The sequence below is a fragment of the Streptomyces sp. NPDC086777 genome (assembly GCF_040702065.1).
GTDB lineage: Bacteria > Actinomycetota > Actinomycetes > Streptomycetales > Streptomycetaceae > Streptomyces.
On sequence record NZ_JBFBJI010000012.1, the window covers coordinates 58,852 to 81,177 of the forward strand.

Annotated in this window: 5 protein-coding genes; all 5 read left to right on the forward strand. The window is 74.6% G+C overall.

Annotated features, from left to right (window positions below; translation table 11 throughout):
- From AB0472_RS18705 to AB0472_RS18725, 5 genes are read left to right on the forward strand one after another with little or no spacing between them, the layout of a single operon-like run.
- On the forward strand, positions 1-12,105 hold the full coding sequence (locus tag AB0472_RS18705) for an amino acid adenylation domain-containing protein (protein WP_366357551.1): 12,105 nt from the start codon (positions 1-3) through the stop codon (positions 12,103-12,105).
- Complete coding sequence (locus AB0472_RS18710) at positions 12,099-13,670, forward strand: amino acid adenylation domain-containing protein (RefSeq protein WP_366357552.1); 1,572 nt, start codon at positions 12,099-12,101, stop codon at positions 13,668-13,670. Before AB0472_RS18705 ends, AB0472_RS18710 begins: the two co-directional genes overlap by 7 nt.
- Before the next feature lie 6 nt (positions 13,671-13,676).
- Positions 13,677-16,928 (forward strand): amino acid adenylation domain-containing protein, encoded by a 3,252-nt coding sequence (locus AB0472_RS18715; protein ID WP_366357553.1) that lies wholly within the window; start codon positions 13,677-13,679, stop codon positions 16,926-16,928.
- On the forward strand, positions 16,925-21,355 hold the full coding sequence (locus AB0472_RS18720) for an amino acid adenylation domain-containing protein (RefSeq protein ID WP_366357554.1): 4,431 nt from the start codon (positions 16,925-16,927) through the stop codon (positions 21,353-21,355). The genes AB0472_RS18715 and AB0472_RS18720 overlap by 4 nt, the downstream gene beginning before the upstream one ends.
- Positions 21,356-21,407: 52 nt before the next feature.
- Positions 21,408-22,322 carry a GHMP kinase gene (locus AB0472_RS18725; RefSeq protein ID WP_366357555.1) on the forward strand — a complete coding sequence of 305 codons (915 nt, stop codon included), beginning with the start codon at positions 21,408-21,410 and terminating at the stop codon, positions 22,320-22,322.
- Positions 22,323-22,326: the final 4 nt, after the last annotated feature.

A 22,326-nucleotide genomic window follows, 5' to 3' on the forward strand; every position in this document is an offset into this window, starting at 1 on the left:
ATGACGACGTGGACCGGAGAAGCCGCCGGAGTGGAAGAGCCGGCAGCGATGAAGAGGGAACTGACCGCCGAGAAGCGTGAGTTGCTCAAGCAGCGGCTGCTCGGGAGGTCCCGAACCGCTGCGGCGCCCGTGGGTGCCCCGAGTGCCGTACCGCGCCGTCCTGGCACCGAGGGCGCCCCGTTGGCGCCCGTCCAGCACAACCTGTGGGTCGCGGACCGCCTGTTGTCCGACAACTCCACCTTCAGCGTCCACCGCGTCCTGCGCCTGACCGGGGCGCTGGACCGCGACGCGGTCCGCCGGGCGCTGGACGCCCTGGTGGAGCGGCACGAGACGCTGCGCATGGTGTTCCGGGACGACAGCCCGCCCCGTCAGGTCCCGCTGCCGCCCGCCCCGGCCGCGCTGCGCACGGTCGACCTGTCGCATCTTCCCCCGGTCGCGCGGTCGGCGGCGGCCGTGCGGGTGGCCGAGGAGGAGATCGCGGCGCCCTTCGACCTGGAGCGCGGCCCCGTCTTCCGGGCCGTCCTGGTCACCTGCGACGACAGCACCCACGTCCTGGTGCTGAACCTGCACCACTGCGTCGCCGACGAGTGGTCGTGCGGTGTGCTGGGCCGCGAGTTCGGCGCCCTGTACGCGGCGTCCGCGCGGGGGGTCACCGACCTCGCGAAGGTGTTGCCGGAGCTTCCGGTGTCGTACCGGGACTACGCGCACTGGCAGTCGGAGCGGCTCTCCGGCGACCTGCTGGAGCGGCAGCTCGCCTACTGGCGTTCGGCGCTGGACGGGGTGCCCCCGGTCCTGGAACTGCCCACCGACCAGGTGCGTCCCCCCACCCCGTCGTTCTGGGGGCACGGCGCCCGCAGGCTGCTGTCCCCCGAGGTCAGTGCGGCGCTGCGGGACTTCGCCCGGCGGCACAACGTCACCCTCTTCACCGCCCTGCTGTCGGTCTTCGCGGGCTACCTGCACCGCTGGAGCGGTGGACAGGACCGCTTCTCGGTGCTGACGCCGGTCTCGGGCCGGGTCGTCGGTGACACCGAACCGCTCATCGGCATGATGGCGAACACCCTGCCGCTGGCCGTGGACGTCAGCGACGACCCGGGCTTCGCCACGCTGGTGCGGCGCATGAACACGGTGGTTCTCGGGGCTCTGGAACACCAGGACGTCACCTTCGAGCAGTTGGTCGCGGACTCCGGGCATCCCCGGGACGCCTCCCGCAATCCGCTGTCGCAGGTCATGTACCAGTGCATCGAGTCGCGTGAGCACGTGTGGGACCTGCCCGGTGTCACGGTCGAGCGCGAGCGCATCGGCATGGCCTCCGCGAAGGTGGACCTGTCGTTGGTCGCGGCGAACCTCGACGAGGGGGTCCGGCTCGACCTGGTGGGTGAGAGCACGCTGTTCGAGCCGGCGACGGTGGAACGGATGCTGGACTCGCTGGTCGAGGTGCTGAGCCGCGCGGTGGCCGCGCCCGACACCACCGTCGGCCAGGTGGACCTGCTCTCCGACGAGGAGCTCGCCCGTGTGGTCGAGGACTCCCTGGGCTCCGGAGCCGCGACGCCCGACGGCACCGTGCTGGACCTCTTCGCGGCCGTCGTCGCCGCCACGCCCGACGCCACCGCGGTCACCGCGGGCGGAACCCGCCTCACCTACCGGGAACTGGACGAGCTGTCGGACCGTACCGCTGCACGGCTCCGCGCGGCCGTGCCGGGACCCGGCGCGCTGGTGGGGATCCATCTGCCCCGCTCCGAACGGCTGGTGGCCACGCTGCTCGGGGTGTGGAAGGCCGGCTGCGCCTTCCTGCCCCTGCCTCTGGACCACCCCGGGGAACGCCTGCGGACCATGGTGGAGGACGCGGGAACCGCGCTCGTGGTCACCGAACCGGGGCGGGACGCGCCGTTCGGCACGGTTCCGTCGCTGCACGTCGGCCCCGGCTCCGAGAACCTCGCCACCGGCACCGTGCCCGCGGCGCCGGACCACGACGCGTCGCACGCCGACGACCTCGCCTATCTGATGTACACCTCGGGCTCCACCGGCCGCCCCAAGGCCGTGGCGATCGAGCACCGGGGGCTCGTCAACTTCCTCAGCGGCACCGCGCGTCGGCTCGATGCCGGCGCGGACGACGTGTGGCTCGGCCTGACCGGCATCGGGTTCGACATCGCGCTGGTCGAGATGTTCCTGCCGCTCGTCACCGGCGGCCGGGTGGTCCTGGCTCCGGAGGGGGCCGCGCAGGACGGTGACGCCGCGGTCGCCACGGCCCGGGAGCACGGGATCACCCATGTCCAGGCGACCCCGTCGGGCTGGCGGGTCCTGCTCGCCTCGACCCAGCGGCTGCCGCGGCTGGCGGTCGCCATGACCGGCGGCGAGTCGCTGCCGCCCGCGCTCGCCGCGGAGCTGCGCCTGGTGGCCGGACGCGTCCTCAACTGCTACGGGCCCACCGAGTCCACGGTGTGGGCCACGTACGACGACGTCACCGACCCGGCCGCGGACATCACCGTCGGCACCGGCGTCGACCAGGTCGCCGTCCATGTCCTCGACGCCGCGATGCGCCCGGTGCCCGTCGGCGTCCCGGGTGAGCTGTACGTGGGCGGACCCGGGGTCGGGCGTGGTTACCACGCGCGGCCGGCGCTGACGGCGGGTGCCTTCGTGCCGGACCCGTTCGGACCGCCCGGAGCGCGCCTGTACCGCTCGGGCGACGTGGCCGCGCGACGCCCCGACGGCCGTATCCGCTTCTTCGGCCGCGACGACCACCAGGTCAAGATCCGCGGCCACCGCATCGAACTCGGCGAGATCGAGGCCCGGTTGACGGCGCACCCGGACGTGGCGCACGCCGTGGTCGTGGTGGACCGCAGCCCCGCCGGGGACCGGCTCGTCGGTTACGTCGTCGGGGACGTCACGGAGGACGCGCTGAAGCGCCACCTCACGGCCGCCCTGCCCGTGGCGATGGTGCCCGCCGTCTTCGTGCCGCTGGAGCGCCTGCCGCTGTCGCCGAACGGCAAGGTCGACCGCCGTCGTCTGCCCGCCCCGCGCAACGAGGCTCCCGCGGAGCGCAGGCCGCCCGCCGCCGGGGCCGAGCGGGTCCTGGCCGACATCTGGAGCCGGCTGCTCGACGTCCCGTCGGTGGCGGCGCAGGACAACTTCTTCACCCTGGGCGGCGACTCGGTGACGGCCGTGTTCCTCGTGTCGCGGGCCCGGGAGGCGGGGTACGTGTTCACCGCGCGCCAGGTCTTCGCCCATCAGACCCTCTCCGAACTGGCGGCCGTCGCCGTCGCGTCAAACGACGGGGCGGCGGCCGGCGGCGTGGACCCGGACGACTTCCCGCTGGCCGGTCTCGACCGGGAGGGTCTGGAGCGGGTCCTGTCCGGGCTCTCCGCCGAGGAGGTCCAGGACATCTATCCCTGCACCCCGCTCCAGGCGGGCATGCTGTTCCACAGCCTGCACGACGGCGGCGGGGACTCCTACTTCACCCAGTACCGCTGGGAGATCGAGGGCGACCTCGACCAGGACGGCCTGATCGCCGCCTGGCAGCACGTCCTGGACCGGCACGACGCGCTGCGCTGCTCCTTCCGCTGGGAGGGCCTGGAGCGCCCGCTCCAGATCGTGCACCGCCGTGTGCGGGCCGACTTCACCGTCCTGGACTGGTCCCGGGTCCCGGCGGACGAGATCCCGGGGCGCCTGGAGGCGCTGCTCGCCGAGGAACGCGACGCGGGTTTCGACCTGTTCCGGGTTCCGCCCCAGCGGTTCCATCTCATCCGCACCGGACCCGACCGCCACCACCTCGTGTGGCACAACCATCACATCCTGGCCGACGGCTGGAGCGTCGGTCCGCTGCTCAACGAGGTCTTCGCGACCGTCACCGCGCGCCGCACTCCGGGGCGCCCCGCGCGCGAGCTGCCCGCGCCGGTGTCCCATCGCGCCTACGTGGAGTGGCTGGCGGAGCAGGACCCGCGTGCCGTCGAACGGTACTGGCGCGACGCCCTGGCCGGTTTCGTCGAGCCCACCTCGCTCCCGGTGGTGCGACCGGCGTCCCCGGACACGCCCGCCGGAGCGGCCCGCACGGTCGAACTCGCCCTGACCCCGGAGCTGACGGAGGCACTGTCGCGGCTCGCCCGTGAGCGGGGGTGCACCCTCGGGACCGTGTTCCAGGGTGCCTGGGCCCTGCTGCTGGGCCGCTGGAGCCGGAGCCGTGACGTGGTCTTCGGGCTGACCGTCTCCGGGCGGTCGGTCGACCTTCCGCAGGTGGAGCAGATCGTGGGGCTGCTCTCCAACACCCTTCCGGTGCGCGTGCGCTGGGCGGACGACGAGCGGCTCGACGACTGGCTGGGCCGCCTGGCCGGGCAGTCGGCCGGGCTGCGGGACGTCGAGCACACCGCGCTGACCGACATCCACGACTGGTCGGACGTGCCGGGCGACAAGAAGCTGTTCGACAGCATCCTGGTCCTGCAGAACCTGGCGGTGGCCGAGCGCGCCGATCTGGGCGGGCTGTCGCTGCGCATGGGTCCCGTGCACCAGAGCAGCGGCTATCCGCTGATGCTGACCATCCGTACCGGCCCGGCGGGAGCCGTCCTCCAGCTCCTCCACGACGACCTGCGGGTCGACTCCGGTGACGCGGAGCGTCTGCTGGCGTCGTTCGGCCGCCTGCTCGACGCCTTCGTGGAGCAACCGGGCACCCGGGTCGGGGAGTTGGCGATCCTTCCGGACGCCGCCCACGACACCGTCGTACGCCGCTGGAACGACACCGCGCACGCGTTCCCGGCCGCCACGACCGTGCCCGCGATGATCGAGGAGCAGCGCACGCGCACGCCGCACGCGGCGGCGGTGGTGTACGACGCGCGGGAGTGGACGTACACCCGCCTGGACGAGGAGGCCACGCGGCTGGCGCGGCGGCTGCGGGCCGCCGGGGTGCGGCCGGGTGACCGGGTGGGCCTGCGTCTGGACCGCTCGGCGACGATGATCGCCGCGGTGCTCGCGGTGTGGCGGGCCGGCGGCGCCTACGTCCCGCTGGACCCCGAGTACCCCGACGCCCGGGCCGCCTTCGTGCTGTCGGACTCCGGGGTACGGGTCCTCCTCGCGAGCGAGGAGCCTCCCGCGCGGTCCGTCCCGGACGGGGTGACCGTCGTCCGCGTCGGTACCGCTGACGACCCGACACACCAGGAGCCCTCGTCCGCGGACGCGGCGGGGAGCTCCGGCGACGGTCCCGGCCGCGACGACGTGGCCTACGTCCTGTACACCTCCGGCTCCACCGGCCGTCCCAAGGGCGTCGAGGTCACCCATGCGGCGCTGGCCCACCTGACGGCCGCCATGACGCACGTGCTGGAGCCCACCGGCCCGCAGACGTGGCTGGGACTGACCGCCCTGTCCTTCGACATCTCCACCGTGGAGATGTTCGTGCCGCTCACCACGGGCGGCCGGGTCGTGGTGGTCCCGGAGGAGGGACGCTGGGACGCCGCCGCCCAGCGGGCCCTGATCCACACGCACCGGGTCACCCACGTGCAGGCCACCCCGTCCGGGTGGCGGCTGCTGCTGGCCGCCGGGTTCGGCGCGGCGGACGGCGTCGAGGTCGGCCTCGCCGGCGGCGAGGCGCTGCCGCACGCCCTGGCCTGCGAGCTGCGTACGGGCCTGCCGCGGCTGATCAACGTGTACGGCCCGACCGAGGCCACCGTCTGGTCCACCTGGGACGACGTCGACCCCGCCCAGGACGAGGTGACCATCGGGCTCCCCCTGCCCAACACCTCCGCCCACGTCCTCGACGAGGCCATGCGCCCGGTGCCGATCGGCGTGCCGGGCGAGCTCCACCTCGGGGGCGCGGGCGTGGCCCGCGGGTACCTGGGGCGCGCCGGGCTGACCGCGCGGCAGTTCGTGCCCGACCCGTTCGGCGCCCCCGGCACCCGGCTGTACCGCACCGGTGACCTGGCCGCACGGCGGGCGGACGGCCGTATCCGCTTCCTGGGCCGGGACGACCACCAGGTCAAGATCCGCGGCCACCGCATCGAACTGGGCGAGATCGAGGAGGCGTTGACCCGCCACCCGGACGTGCGGCTGGCCGCCGTCACGGTCCACCGGGACGCGGCGGGCGAGGAGTTCCTCGTCGGCCATGTCGCCGGCGACGCACCCGACCCGGCCGAGGTGCGGACGTTCCTGCGGGGCGAGGTGTCCCGGGCGATGGTGCCCGACCGGCTCGTCGTCCTGGAGAGGATGCCGCTCAGCCCGGCGGGCAAGATCGACCGTGCCGCGCTGCCCGCTCCGGAGGCGGCCCCGGAGGCCCCGTCCGCGCGGACCGCGCCCCGCGGACCCGTCGAACGGGCCCTCGCCGACATCTGGGCCCGGGTGCTGGGCACCGGCGACATCGGGGTGGAAGACGACTTCTTCGCGCTGGGCGGCAACTCCCTCAAGGCGGTCACGGTCTCGGCACTCGCCCGGGAGGCCGGACTCACCGTCACCACCCGGCAGATCTTCGCCCACCCCACGGTGGCGGCACTCGCGGCCCTCGGCGGCGGGGCACCGGCTTCGACGCCGCCCGCGGAGACCCGGCCGTTCGCGTTCACCGGGCTCGACGCCGAGACCCTGGACGGGCTCCTGCACACCGTGGGCAGGGAGGGCACCGAGGACGTGCTGCCCCTGTCGCCCCTGCAGACCGGGCTGTTCCTCGACACGCTCGCGGAGACCGGCGACTACGTGCGTGTGTTCGCCGTCGACATCGAGGGCGACTTCGACCAGGCCGCCTTCGAGGACGCGTGGGCCCATCTGGTCGACCGCCATGCGATCCTGCGGTCCACCTTCCACTGGGCCCACCTGCCCCGCCCGGTCCAGGTCGTCCGCGCCGCCGCGCCGCCGCACTTCCGGTACGCCGACCTCAGCGCTCTCCCGGAGGACCGGCGTGCCGGGCGGCTCGCCGAGCTGACCGCGGCGGAGGAGAAGACCGTCTTCGACCTCGGCGCCGCTCCGCCCTCCCGCTTCCTGCTGGTCCGGGTCGCCGAGGACCGGCACCGGTTCGTGTGGACCACCCACCATGTCGTCTTCGACGGCTGGAGCCTGCACGCCCTGCTCTCCGAGGCGTTCGCCGTCTACCGCAGCCGTCACGAGACTGGCCGGCTGCCCGTCCTCGCGGACCCGCCGCCGTACCGGGAGTACCTGCGCCGGCTCGCCGAGCACGACACCCCCGAGGAGGCCGAGCGGGAGAGCGCCCACTGGCGGTCCCGCCTGGCGGGGTTCACCCGGCCCACCCCCCTGCCCGGCAGCCGTCCCACCGGGGCCGCCACGGGGCTGTGGCACGCCCGGCGCACCCTGCCGGCCGCGCTCTGCGAGGAGCTGGAGCGGACCGCCCGCCACCACCACGTCACCGTCGGCACCCTGGTCCACACCGCGTGGTCCCTGCTGCTGAGCCGGACGAGCGGGGAGCGGGACGTCGTCTTCGGCACGACCGTCTCCGGCCGCTTCGGCGACGTCGAGGGGGTCGAACGGATGGTGGGTCTGCTGATGAACACCCTGCCGCTGCGCGTCGACGTGGACCCCGATGCACACCTCACCGAGCTGCTGCGCGACGTCCAGCAGCGGGTCACCGAGGTCGCGGGGCGCGCCCATGTCGCGCTGCCGGCCGTGCAGCGGGCGAGCGAGGTGGCGCCGGGACGGCGGCTGTTCGACAGCCTGCTCGTCTACACCGACACCGGCCCCGGCGGTCTGCCGCAGGGCGTCGTCCCGGTCGCCGAGGGCGAGGCCCGCGACACCGGCTACCCCCTGGTCCTGGAGGCCACCCGCGCCGACCGGCTGACCCTCAGCCTGAGCTGCGAGAGGTCCCACTACGACCAGGTCACCGCCGACCGGCTGCTCGCCCAGGTCGTGCAGCTGCTGACCGGCCTCACCGAGGACCGGCCCGGCCCGGACGAGCAGGACGGCCCCGGCGCCGCCGGGGGACCGACGCTGGTCGCCGAGGTCCCGATGCTGTCGGCGGAGGAGCGCGAGCGGATCGTCCACACCTGGAACGACACCGTCGTCCCCTTCCCGGACGACCGCACCCTGCACTCCCTGGTCGCGGCGCAGACCGCCGCCACCCCGGACGCCGTCGCCGTCAGGCTCGGCCCCGACACCTTGACCTACGCCGGACTCGGGGCGCGGGCCGACCGGGTGGCCGCACGGCTGTACCGGGAGGGTGTCCGGCCCGGCGACCTGGTCGCCCTGTGCACCGAGCGCTCCTTCGAGCACGTGGTGGGCCTGCTCGGCATCCTGAAGGCGGGTGCCGCCTTCGTGCCCGTCGACCCCGACCACCCCGCCCGGCGCCAGGCGTACCTGCTCGCCGACTCCGGGGCGCGGGTGGTGCTCACCCAGACCCGGCTGCTCCCGCAACTGCCCGAGGACACGGCCGCCCTCGTCCTGGCGCTGGACGACCCCACGGCCTGGCCGGAGGAACCCGGTTCCGGTCCCCGGCCGGACGCGCTGCCCGCCGACCTGTGCTCGCTGTACTACACCTCGGGATCGACCGGCGCGCCCAAGGCGGTGGCCTCGCACCACGCGGGCTGGGTCAACCGCATGACGTGGATGCAGCGCCGGCACGGGCTGCGGCCCGGCGAGGGCGTCCTGCACAAGACCACCCTCGGTTTCGACGACGCGGCGGTGGAGATCCTGTGGCCGCTGATCACCGGGGGCCAGGTCGTGCTGCTGCCGCCGGGGGCGCACCGCGACGCCCACGCGATCGCCGAGACCGTCGCCCGGCACGACGTGGTGCACGTGCAGTTCGTGCCCAGTGTGCTGGAGGTGTTCCTGGACATCCTCACCCCGGAGCGGGCCCGCTCGATGTCCCGGCTGCGGTCCGTCCTCACCAGTGGTGAGGCGCTGCGCCCCGCCCTGGTGCGCCGGTTCCTGGAGGTGTTCGGGGAGCGGGTGAGCCTCGACAACACCTGGGGGGCCACCGAGGTGTCCATCGACTCGACCTGCCGGGTGTGCACCGCCGAGGACGCCGTCCCCGACACGGGCGCGGTGGCCCTGGGACTGCCCATCGACAACAACACCGTCCACGTCCTCGACGCGGCGATGGAACCCCTGCCGACCGGCGCCACCGGCGAACTCTTCATCGGCGGCCCCGGGCTGGCCCGTGGCTACCACGGCCGGTTCCGGCTGACCGCCGAACGGTTCGTGCCGGACCCCTTCGGGCCGCCCGGCTCCCGGCTCTACCGCACCGGCGACCTGGGACGCCGGCGGGCCGACGGCGTCCTGGAGTTCGCCGGCCGCGCCGACCACCAGGTCAAGCTGGGCGGAGTGCGCGTCGAACTCGGCGAGATCGAGGACGCGTTGCGCCGGGCGCCGGGCGTCCGGGACGCGGTCGCCGACGTACGGACCGTGGCCGGTTCGAAAACGCTCGTCGGGTACACCGTCGGCGGCGACGACCCGGACCGTACGCTCGCCGCCCTGCGCGCGGAGCTGCCCGACGTGATGGTGCCGAGGTTCCTCGTCGCCGTGGACTCCGTCCCGCTCAACGCCAACGGCAAGGTGGAGCGGGCCGCCCTGCCCGATCCGGACCCCGCCGCCCGCGAGGTGGCACCGGAGTCCCAGGTGGCTCCGCGCACCGCGACGGAGGAGGCCGTCGCCCGGATCTGGTGCCGGGTCCTCGGGGTGCCGCGCGTCGGGGTGCACGACAACTTCCGTGCGCTGGGCGGGGATTCCATCCTGCTGATCCACACCGTCGCCAAGGCGCGTGAGGCGGGCCTGTCCATCACCCCGAAGATGGTCTTCGAGCACCCGACGGTCGCCTCCCTCGCCGCGGCCTCGGACGAGGCGGCGGCCCAGGGCCGCTCCACCAGCGTCCACGCCGAGCAGGGCCCGGTCACCGGCGAGGTCCCCTTCGGTCCGATCCAGCACCAGTACGCCGCCGTCGGGCCCCGCGACCGCTTCAACCAGAGCCGGCTCCTGCACGTCGCTCCGGAGATCGGACCCGACGTCCTGCGGGCCGCGCTGCGGACCCTGATCGACCACCACGACGCGCTCCGGCTGCGCTGGAGCCGCCGGGCGGACCGCTGGCACCAGGACCTGGCGCCGGCGGGCGGCCACGACGACCCGCTCACGGTCGTGGACACCCCGCACGAGGCCGACGCCGCGGTGGAGGCCGCGCACAGGGGACTCGACCTGGCCAGGGGCCCGTTGCTGCGTGCCGTGCTGCTGCGGCACACCGGGCAGCTCCTGCTGGTGGTCCACCACGTGGCCGTCGACACCGTGTCCTGGCACATCCTGGTCGAGGACCTCGCCACCCTGTGCGCCGGGGGTGAACTGCCCGCCAAGACGACCTCCGTCCAGCACTGGGCGCGACGGCTGGGCGAGCACGCGCACAGCGCGGAGTTCGCACCCGAGGCCGCCTACTGGGCGCTGCCGCGTCCGTCCGCCGCGCCGCTGCCGACGGACCGGGAGGCCGGTGCCAACACCGAGGGCCGGGCCCGCTCCACGAGCGTCGTCCTCGCCGCCGGGGCCACGGCGGGCCTGCTGCGCCAGGCCGCCGCGCGGCGCGGCGCCGAGCCGGAGCACCTGATGCTGGCGGCACTGGCCCGCACGCTCACCGAGGCCACCGGCGGTGACACCTGCGCGATCGACGTGGAACGGCACGGCCGTGAGCCGCTCTTCGACGACGTCGACCTCACCCGCACGGTCGGCTGGTTCACCAGTGTGCAGCCGCTGCTGCTCACCCGGCCGGAGTCCGGCGCCATGGACGCCTGGATCGACGTGGTCGCCGAGCACACCCGCACGCCCGCCGGGCGTGGCATCGGCCATGGACTCGCCCGGTACCTGCGCGGGGACGACAGCACCGCACCGGCGGCACAGCTCTCGTTCAACTACCACGGCCGCCGGGACACCGCTCCCGCCGGGGACGCGCCGCTGCGGCCCCTTCCCCGGTCGCTCGGCGAGCACGTCGACCCGGAGCAGCGGCGCTCCCACCTCGTGGAGATCGAAGCCGCGGTCCTCGACGGCGAGCTGCACCTCGAATGGCGTTACGCGGCCGACCACTTCGACGCCGGCACCGTACGCGACCTGGCCGAACGGCACCTGGAACACCTCACCGACCTGGCCGCCGCCCCGCCCGAGGAGACACGTGTGCCGGCGGAGCCTTTCGTGCGGCGGCTGTTCGCGGGGGCTCCGGCCCCGAGGCTGCCGATGCTGCGGCACCGGGTACCGGGCGTGGCGATCGCGCTGATCGACGACGGTGACCTGCGCGGGGCCTGGGGCTTCGGGGTCCTCGGGGCCGACGACCCGGTCGAGGTCGACGAGCGCACCGTCTTCCAGGTCGGCTCGATCAGCAAGCACGTCACCGCGCTGGGCGTGATGGTCCTGGTCCAGGACGGGCGGCTCGACCTCGACACCGACGTCAACCGGATGCTCACCTCCTGGCGGCTGCCCGGTGACGGGGTCACCCTGCGCCATCTGCTCACCCACACCGCGGGGCTCGGGGCGCAGTCCTACGACGGCTACCGCGCGGGCCTGCCGATGCCCAGCCCGGCGCAGGTCCTGGCCGGCGGTCCGCCCTCGCTGACCCCGCCGGTCCGGCCCGTGGGCCCGCCCGGATCGCCGTACCTGTACTCGAGCAGCAACTTCACCGTGGTGCAGCAGGTGCTCCAGGACGTCACGGGGCAGGAGTTCGCGCCGCTGATGCGCGCGCTCGTCCTGGACCCGCTCGGCATGCGGGACAGCGACTTCGCGCCGCGCGTGCCGGATCTGCCCGGCACCACGCTGGCCCGCAACCACCAGGCGTCGGGCGAACCCTACCCGGAGGGCTGGCACCTGTACCCGGAGTCCGCCGCCGGCGGCCTCTGGTCCACCCCCGGAGACCTGGCCCGGGTCGCCGTCGAGATCCAGCGGGCGGTCACCGGTGGCCCGGCGGTCCTGCTGGGTGCGGAGGCGGCGGCCGAGATGCTGCGCCCCCACCCCGGCACTCCGGGCGGCCTGGGCACCGCGGGCAAGCCGTACGGCGGCCGCCGGTGGTTCGGGCACACCGGGGGCGTCCCCGGCTTCCGTTCGCTGACCTGGGCCGACCCGGACCGCGGTCTGGGCCTCGTCGTCACCGCCAACTCCGACGCCGGTGAGGACTTCCTGCGAGAACTGCTGCACGACCTCGGGGTCGGATTGGAGGACGCACGATGGTGACGATCGACGCCGCGTTCCGCCGGTGGGCGGTGCGCGACCCGGATGCCGTGGCGCTGCGCGCGCCCGGCACCCGGATGACCTACGGCGAGCTGGACCGGGCCGCGACCCGGATCGCCCGCGGTCTGCTCCGGCTCGGCGTGCGGTCCGGGGAGCTGGTCGGGGTGGCCGCCACCCCGTCACCGGGCTTCGTGGTGTCGGCCCTGGCGGTGCTCCGCGCGGGCTGCGCCTATCTGCCGATGGACCTGACGTACCCGCAGGAGCGGCTGACGCACATGCGCCGGGACAGCGGCATCCGCGTCCTGGTGTCCTCCGGCGACGGCGACGCCCTGCCGCCCGCCCTCGCGGACTGCGTGGTTCTCGACCCGGCCGCCGACACCGGTGACGACAGCGACGACCCCTTCGCGCCCGGTGCGGCGGAGCTGTCCGCGCCCACGGACCTGGCGTACGCGATGTACACCTCGGGATCGACCGGCCTGCCCAAGGCGGTGCTGGTCGAGCAGCGCAACGTCACCGCCTTCGCGCTGCGGCAGGACTTCGCGGCGCTCGGGCCCGGCCGGACCATGCTCCAGAGCAGTTCGTTCTCCTTCGACGCGTCGGTGCTGGAGATCTGGGGGGTGCTGCTGCGCGGCGCCTGCCTGGCCTTCCCGCCGGACGGCCTGCTGACCTCCGCGGAGCTGGGCGAGGTGCTGGCCCGCGAGGAGGTGACCGACCTGTGGCTGTCGTCGGGCCTCTTCCACCGGATCGCCGACGACGTGCCCGAGGCGCTGGCGCCGCTGCGCACCGTGATCACCGGCGGTGACGTGGTGTCCCCGGCCCGGGTGCGGCGGGTGCTGGAGGCCAACCCCGGGCTGACGGTGGCGCACATCTACGGGCCGACCGAGACCACCGTGGCCATCTGCCGCCGGCTGCTCACCCACCCGGACCAGGTGGAGTCCCCGCTGCCGCTGGGCACCCCGATCCCCGGCGCCAGCCTGCACGTCATGGACGAGCACGGACGCCCCCTCCCGGCGGGCGCGACCGGCGAGCTGTGGATCGCCGGGGAGACCGTCTCCCGCGGCTACCACGACCGCGCCGAACTCACCGCGGAGCGCTACGTCATCGACCCCGGGTCGGGAGGGCGCGCGTACCGCAGCGGCGACCTCGGCCGCAAGCGGCCCGACGGCACGGTGGAGTTCGTCGGCCGTGCCGACAGCCAGGTCAAGATCCGGGGCTTCCGCATCGAGCCCGGCGAGATCGAGGCGACGCTCGGCGAGGCACCCGAGGTGCGCTCCTGCCTGGTCACCGCACGCGTCGCGCCGCCCGGCGACAAACGTGTCGTCGCCTATGTCGTGCCGCGTGACACGGGGCCGCTGCGCGCCGCCGACGTGCACCGTTTCCTCGCCGGGCGGCTGCCGCGCCACATGCTGCCCTCCGAGTACGTGGCGCTGGACGCGCTGCCCCTGGACGCCAACGGCAAGGAGGACCGGCGCCGACTGCCCGAGCCCGCCTGGGGGCGCGGCAGCCTCGCCGTGCTCGACGTCGTCCCCGTTCCCCCCGCCCCGGCCGCCCTGCCCGAGAGGATCTGATCGCCCATGTCTGCCACCCCCGGACACACCGGGGTCCAGGTGCCGCTCAGCCGCGACCAGGAACGGACCTGGTTCGTCGACCAGATGAGCAGTTCGTCGTCCGACTACCTCATCCCGCTCCGTCTGCACTTCGCCGGCCCGCTCGACCGTGACGCCCTGCGCCGTGCGCTGGAGGCCCTGGTGGCCCGTCACGAGGTGCTGCGCACCGGCGTGCTGGCCGCGGAGGCGGGACCGGTGGGCGTGGTCCGCCCTGTCGGCCTGTTCCGGCTGCGGGAGACGGAGGTCGGCGACGCCGGTGCGCTGGAGGCCGCCCTCGCCGCGGAGGCGGCGACCCCGATGGACCTGGCCACCGAACTCCCCGTGCGCGCGCTGCTGATCCGGCACGGCGCCCGCGAGCACACCCTCGTCCTCACACTCCACCACGTCGCCGCCGACGACTGGTCGTGCGCCCTCGTCTACGACGAACTGGCCGCCGACTACACGGCCTTCACCACCGGCGCCGCCTCCCCCGTCCCCCCGCCCGCGGAGCCGTACCGCGTCGTGGCGGCCGGCCTCGACGCCCGCGCCGCCGAGGCCGGGCGGCCCGGGAACCCCGGGCTCGAACACTGGCGCGAGACGCTGGCCGACCTGACCGCATTCGAACTGCCCGTCGACCGTCCGCGCCCCGCCGTACGGGCGGGCCGGGGGGCGACACGGACCGCGTTCGTGCTGCCGCCGAACGTCGCCGAGCCGCTGACCGCGCTGGCCCGCTCCGCGGGAGCCACTCCCGCGATGCTGCTGAGCGCGGCCGTCCAGACCGTCCTGTACCGCAGCACCGGGCGGCAGGACGTCACCACCGGCACCACCTACGCGCGGCGCGACGACCCGGCGACCGAGCGGCTGGTGGGCCTGCTCATCAACATGCTGCCCCTGCGCGGCCGGCCTGGGCCCCGGCTGACGTTCCGCCGGTTCGTCGAGGAGTTCCGGGACGTGGCGCTCGACGCGTTCGAGCACGCGGAGGTGCCCTTCGACCGGCTGGTGGAGGAGAGCGCCCCCGAACGCGACCCGTCCCGCACCCCGCTGTTCCAGATCCTCGTCAACTTCCGTACCGGCCGCCGCCGTTCGCCCCGGATGCCGGGGCTGACCGTGACCGACCTCCCGATGCCGTACCACGGCGCCAAGTACGACCTGTGCGTCAGCTTCGAGCAGGGCGCGGCCGGGCTGTGGTGCGGGGTGAACTGGGACGTCGACCTGTACGACGACGCCACCGTGGAGCGGCTCGGCACCTGGCTGGAGCGGCTGTTGCGGCACGTCGCCGAGGCTCCCGACACGCTCCTGGACGACATCCCGCTGCTGTCCGGGCCCGAACAGGACGCCCTGCGCGCGCTGGTGCTGCGTCCGGCCGTCGACACGCCCGCGCAGACCCTGCACGAGCTGGTGGCCCTCAGTGCCGCCGCCCGGCCCGACGCGGTCGCCCTGGTCGACGCCGACGGCGCCACGACGAGCTACTCGGCCCTGGAGGCGGCGGCGAACGCCGTCGCCCGCCGGCTGACCGCCCACGGGGTCGGCCCGGACGTGCCGGTGGGCCTGCTGATCGACCGGTCGGTGGCGATGGTCGTCGGTCTGCTCGGCATCCTCAAGGCGGGCGGCGCCTATCTGCCGATCGAGACGGCCACACCCGCCGCCCGGATCGTCACCCTGCTCACCGACGCCGGCGCGCCGGTCTGCCTGATCGGCGACGAGCACGCCGACCCGGTCACCGCCGCGGGCGCCGTCCCGCTCCGCGTCGACCCCCGGGAGGCGGCGGCGCCCCCGTCCGTGACCGTCCACCCCGACCACCTGTGCGCGGTCTACTACACCTCCGGCTCGACCGGCCGTCCCAAGGGCGTGGCCTGCACCCACCGCGGCTGGGTCAACCGCATGGCGTGGATGCAGCACAGGCACGGCCTGCGCCCCGGCGAGACGGTCCTGCACAAGACGACCCTGCCGTTCGACGACGCCGCCGTCGAGATCCTCTGGCCGCTGATCACCGGCGGCACGGTCGCGCTGCTGCCGCCCGGGCTGCACCGCGACCCGCGCGCCCTGGTCGACGCGACCGTGCGCCACCGCGCCGTCCACGTGCAGTTCGTCCCCAGCGTCCTGGACCTCTTCCTGGAGGAACTCACCCCCGCCGACACCTCCGCGCTCCGCCGCGACCTGCGCAGCGTCCTCTCCAGTGGCGAGGCCCTGCGCCCGGCCCTCGTGGAACGCTTCCGCGCCGCGTTCGGCGACGCGGTCAGCCTGGACAACACCTGGGGCGCCACCGAGGTGTCCATCGACTCCACCTTCCACGTCTGCGGCCCCCGGGACACCCACGGGAGCGGCGCGGTCAGCCTCGGACGACCCATGGACAACAACGAGGTCATGGTCCTCGACCACCGTCTCGCCCCGCTGCCGCCCGGCGTCCCCGGCGAGCTGTGCATCGCCGGGACCGGTCTGGCCCGCGGCTACCTGGGCGATCCCGCCAAGACCGCCGGCGCCTTCGTCCCGCACCCCTACCGGCCGGGCGAGCGGGTGTACCGGACCGGGGACCGCGGCCGGATGCACCCGGACGGCTCCTTCACCTATCTGGAGCGGATGGACCGCCAGGTGAAGGTGCGCGGTGTCCGGGTGGAGCTGGGCGAGGTGGAGGCCGCGCTGCGCGAGCACCCCTCGGTGACGGACGCCGCGGTGGTGACCCGTCGCGCCGCCTCCGGCGACCTGCGCCTGGCCGCCTACGCCGTCCTCGACGGCGGCGCGACCTCCGTGCGCGAGCTGCGCGAGCACCTGTCCACGCGGCTGCCCGGGTACGCCGTGCCCACCACGCTCACCGTGCTGCCCGCGCTGCCCCGTTCGGCCAGCGGCAAGCTCAGCCCCTCGCTGCTGCCCGATCCCGACCCCGCGGACCACGAGACGGACGAGTACGTCGCGCCCCGCGACGAGACCGAGCGGACCGTCGCCGACATCTGGGCCGAGGTGCTGTCCGTGCCCCGGATCGGCGCCCTCGACGACTTCTTCTCCTTCGGCGGCCACTCGCTGATCGCCACCCGGGCCGTCAACCGGATGCGGCAGGTGTTCGACGTCCCGCTCCCGCTGAGCGTGATCTTCGAGCGGCCGACCGTCGCCGGAACGGCGGAGTACATCCACGACATGATCCTGGCCGAGATCGAGGCGCTGTCCGACGACGAGGCGCACCGGCTCCTCGCAGACCTCTCCCCGGCAACCAGCCCTGCGGACAACGAACGAGGTACGACGCGATGAAGACTCCTCTGCTGTACGAGGCGTTCCTTGAGCACGCCCTGCGTACCCCCGACGAGCCGGCGCTGCTGTGGGCGGACGGCTCCCTGACCTACGGCGAACTGGAGCGCCGCTCGGCCCTGCTGGCCCAGCGGCTGGTGGCCGCGGGCGGCGGCTCCGGATCGCTCGTCGGGGTCTGCGTCAGCCGCGGCCCCGCGCTGCCCACCGCCCTGCTCGCCGTGATGCGGGCCGGAGCCGCCTGGGTGCCGCTGGACCCGTCCTACCCGCAGGACCGGCTGGACTACATGCTGCGCGACTCCGGTGTCTCCCTGGTGATCGCCGACGAGAGCGCGGCGCGCCGGCTGCCGGGGGACGTCCACGTGCTGGACCCGGACGCCGCCGGCGCCCCCGCCCCGGTCTCCCTGGACACCGCGGGCCCCGGCGATCTCGCCTACGTCATCTACACCTCCGGCTCCACCGGCAGGCCCAAGGGTGTCCTCGTCGAGCACGGCAGCGTCGCCGCCACGATCGCCGGGATGCGGACCGAGTGGGAGGTGGGGCCGGGCGACCGCGTCCTGCAGTTCGCGCCCTCCAGCTTCGACGCCTCCGTCCTGGAGACCGGTGTCGCCCTGACCGGCGGCGCGACGCTGGTCCTGGCCGACTCCGAGAGCGTGGTGCCGGGCCCCGGCCTGGTGGACCTGATGGACCGCCTCGGAGTGACCTTCACCCTGCTGCCGCCGTCGGTGGTCGCCGCGCTCCCCGACGCCGAACTCCCCGCGCTGCGCACCCTGGTGTGCGGCGGGGAGGCGCTGCCTGCGGAGATCGTGGCCCGCTGGAGTCCGGGCCGGCGCGTCTTCAACGCCTACGGACCGACCGAGATCTCGATCGTCGCCACCACGGGCGAGGTGACCGGTTCCGCGACACCCGACATCGGACGACCGCTGCCGGGCGTGCGCATCGACCTGCTCGACAAGGCGGGGCTGCCGGTGGCGCCCGGCGAGATCGGTGAACTCGTCGTCTCCGGCGCCGGGGTGACGCGCGGCTACCTCGGCCGGCCGGCCCTGACCGCGGAGCGCTACGTCCCCGTCGCCGACGGCCGCGCCTACCGCACCGGCGACCTCGCCCGTCGTCTGCCCGACGGCCGCTACCTCTACGCCGGGCGCGCCGACCACCAGGTCAAGATCCGGGGCTTCCGCGTCGAGCCGGGCGAGATCGCCGAGGTGCTGCGCGCGCACCCGGCGGTCTCCGACGCCGTCGTCGTCGCGCGGGGCACCGTCCTGGTCGGCTACGTGGCCACCCCGGACGTCGAGGCGCACCCCGCGGACCTGCGGGCCTGGTGCGCGCGCACCCTGCCCGCGCACATGGTGCCGTCCACCATGGTCGCGCTGCCCGCGCTGCCCCTGACGCCGAGCGGCAAGGTGGACCGGGAAGCGCTGCCGTCGCCGTACAGGTCCGAGGTGAGCCAGGGCGACGAGCCGGCCACGCCCACCGAGGCCGCGGTCGCCGCCCTGATGTCGGAACTGCTCGGCGGCACCCCGGCCGGCGCCACCGACGACTTCTTCCAGCTGGGCGGCCACTCCCTGCTCGTCGGGCGTCTCGCCGCCCGCATCCGCACCGACCTCGGCACCGACATCCCGCTCTCCCACCTCTTCCGCCTCGCCACCCCCCGCGAGATCGCCGCGCTCGTCGACAGCGGCGCTCCCCTCGACGACGCGGCGACCGTGCCGTCGCCTCCGCCGATGCGGCACGCGGACCGGTCCCGGCCCATCCCGCTGTCCTTCCCGCAGGAGCGGGTCTGGTTCCTCGAACAGCTCTCGCCCAGCAACCAGGCGTACCGGATGCAGGCCACGCTGACGCTGCGCGGCGTCCTGGACATGACCGCGCTGCGGTCCGCCCTCACCGAGCTGGTGCGCCGGCACGAGATCCTGCGCACCGCGTTCCGCGAGGTCGACGGGGTGCCCGTGCAGGTCCCGGTCGGGATGGACGAAATCGACATCGAGGTGCCGCTGGTGGACCTCTCCGGTCTGTCCGAGGAGGAACGGGAGCGCGCGTGGCAGGAGTTGTCGGCGCGGGAGCAGGCCCAGCCGTTCGACATGGAGAAGCCCCCGCTGGCCCGCTGGGTCGTGGCCAGGGACGCGCCCGAGGCGTACCGGCTGATCCACGTGGAGCACCATCTGGTGCACGACGGCTGGTCGTTCGCGGTCTTCGTCGGTGAACTGACCCGGCTGTACTCCGTGTTCGCCGAGGGCGCGGAGGCTCCGCCGGAGCCGCGGTTCCAGTTCGCCGACCTCGCCGCCTGGCAGCGGTCCTGGCTGGACGGCCCCGTCATGGACCGCTACCTCGGTCACTGGGCGCGGGTCCTGGACGGGGCCCCGCCGGCCCTCGAACTGCCCACCGACCGGCCCCGCCCGCCGGAGTTCACCTTCCGCGGCGACGTCGTACGGGTGACCCTGGAACCGGACGAGTACAAGCGGCTGCGCGAGGGGGCCAGGAAGTTCGGCGTCACCCTCTACTCGACGATGCTGACCGCGTTCGCCGCCCTGCTGTCGCGGTACGCGGACCAGACCGACTTCGTGCTGGGCGTCGGGGTGGCCAACCGCAGGCTCGCCGAGGCCGAACGGCTGATCGGGATGATGGTCAACACGGTGCCGCTGCGGGTCCGCCTGGAGGACGACCCGACCTTCCGGCAGCTCCTCGCACGGGTCCACGACACGGCGGTGGAGGGGTACGCGTGGCAGGACGTGCCGCTGCAGAAGCTCGTCAAGGCCGTCGCCCCGGCGCGTGACCTCTCGCGCAACCCGCTGTTCTCGGCGATGTTCAGCTTCCACGACTCCGCCGTCCCCGACCTGGACTTCGCCGGGCTGCGCGGCGAGGTGCGCATGGAGCACAACGGGTCGGCGAAGGCGGACCTGAACATCGTCGCGATCCCGCGCGCCGAGCAGCGGGTGGGCAAGCGCCCCAGCAGCGAGGACGACGCGCTGACGATCATCTGGGAGTACGCCACCGACCTCTTCGACGCGGACACGATGCGCAGCATGGTGCGCGCCTACCTCGACCTGCTGCGCGCCGCGCTCGACGAGCCCGACCTGCCGGTGTCCCGGTTCCCGCTGACCGGGGCGGCCACGGCGAGCACCGCCGAGGCCGGGTCCGCCGAGGCAACGGTCGTGGACCTGGTGGAGCGGTGCGTCACGGAGCACCCGGACGCGCCGGCCGTCCGGACGGACTCCGGCTCCATGACCTACCGCGAACTGGGCCTGCGCGCGGACCGTCTGGCACAGGCGCTGTCCCGGCAGGGGGCCGGCCCCGGGCATCCCGTCGCGTTGCGGCTGAACCCCGGCGCCGACCTCGTCGCCGCGCTGCTGGCCGCCGCCCGGGCCGGCGCCCCGGTGCGGGTGCTGGCGCCCGGCGCCGAACCGGCGGCCACGGAGACCCTCTTCACCGGGACGCCGGCGACGGACCCGGCGGTCGTGCCGGACGGCGGGGAGACGCGCGTCCCGTCGTCCCGAGACGACGTCCTGGCCCTGGTCGGCGAGGCGGGGATCACCCGCAGTGCGCTCACCGGCGCCCTCGGCGCCCTCGACGACCTCGGCTTCGGTGCACAGCAGGTCCTCCAGAGCGCCGCGACCGACAGCGCGCTCTTCCTGCTCCAGGTGTGGACCACGCTGGCCCGCGGCGGCACGCTCGTCGTCCCGGAGACGGCGCCGCACTCCCCCGCCGCGCTGGCCGGGCTGCTGGCCGGCCGTCAGGAACCGTTCTCCGCGCTGCTCCTGCCCGACACCACCGTCACCACGCTGTTCGCCCACCACCGTGACGCCCTGGCCCGGGGCGCCGAGGCGGTCCTCGCCCTCGGTCCCGATCTGGACCCCACCGCGTTGCGGGAGCCCGTCGGTGTCCGCCTCGCGGCCGGGTTCGGGACCGCCGAGGTGCCGCTGGCGCTGTACCGGCCGCTCGGTCCGGCCCCGGAACCCGCCGCGGTCGTCGTACCGGTCGGTCACCCGGTGCCCGGTGTCACGGCCGCCGTGCTCGACTCCCGCGGGGAGCCGCTGCCGGCCGGGGTCCCCGGTGAACTCCACCTCGCCCACGGCGACGCCTCCGGGCTCGTGCCCACCGGCCACCGGGCCCGGCACACCGTCCACGACGGCTTCGAGATCCTGGGCGCGGCAGGGTCCTGGCCGACCGTCTCGGGCTTCCGCGTCGCGCCCTACGAGACCCGCACCCGCCTCACCGCCCACCGCCAGATCGCCGAGGCGGCCGTCGTCACGGCCGACGGTGAACTCCACGCCTACCTCGTGCCGCGCACCGGCTCCGCCGTCCCCGACGGCGACGAACTGATCGATTTCCTCTCCGAGTCCCTGCCCGACTACCAGATACCCGCCCGGTTCACGGCGGTGCCCACCCTGCCCGTACGGCCGGACCGCCCTCTCGCGCCGCAGCCCACCGGCCGCGCGTGACCCGCACCGGCGCCCCCATCCACCAACCCTGAGGGAAGCCATGCTGCACGACATGTCCACAGGCCCGGCCGGGACGGCGGTCCGTGTCCGCGGCGCCCACCACAGCGTGGGCCACCACGGAGAGATCCTCCAGGGCGTCTTCGAGTGCGACGGACGCCTGCGCCGCGCCCTGATCACCCTGCCCTGCCCCCTCTACGCGTCCCACGCCGTCTTCGAGCCGTCCGACACCGCGACCGGGATCGTCATGCGTGACCCGTGGCGGACCAAGGCACGCCGGGCCGCCGAGCTGACCCTGCGCTCGCTCGGCGGCGTGCCCGCCGGCGGAACCCTCAGCCTGACCAGCAACATCCCGCCCAGCCGCGGTTTCGGCTCGTCCACCGCGGACGTCGTGGCGACCATCGGCGCCGTCTACGAGGCCGCCGGTCGCCGCCCCAGCCCCGCCCAGTACGCCGCCCTGGCCGTCGCGGCGGAGACCGCGTCCGACGCGCTCATGTACCCGCACCGGACCGTCCTGTTCGCGCACCGGGAGGGCGAGGTCATCGAGGACATGGGCGGGCCGCTGATGCCACTGGCCGTGCTGGGCTTCGGCACCAGCGCGGACAGCCTGGGCACAGACACCCTCACCCTGCCGCCCGCGCGCTACTCGGTGTGGGAGATCGAGGCGTTCCGTCCCCTGCTGGGCACGGTCCGCCGCGCCATCCGCACCGGCGACGTCGCCCTGCTCGGCAGGGTGGCCACCGCCAGCGCCAGGATCAACCAGCGCCACCTTCCGGTCCCCGGGCTCACCGAGCTCCTGCGGGTCAGCGAGGCGGTGGGCGCGGCCGGGCTCCAGGTCGCGCACAGCGGTGACGTGGCCGGGCTCCTCTTCGACCCCGCCCTGCCCGACCTCGCCGCCCGCACCGAGGCCGCCCGCAAGCGCCTGGCCGCCCTGGGCATCGACGACACCTGGCACTTCACGACGACATGATGAG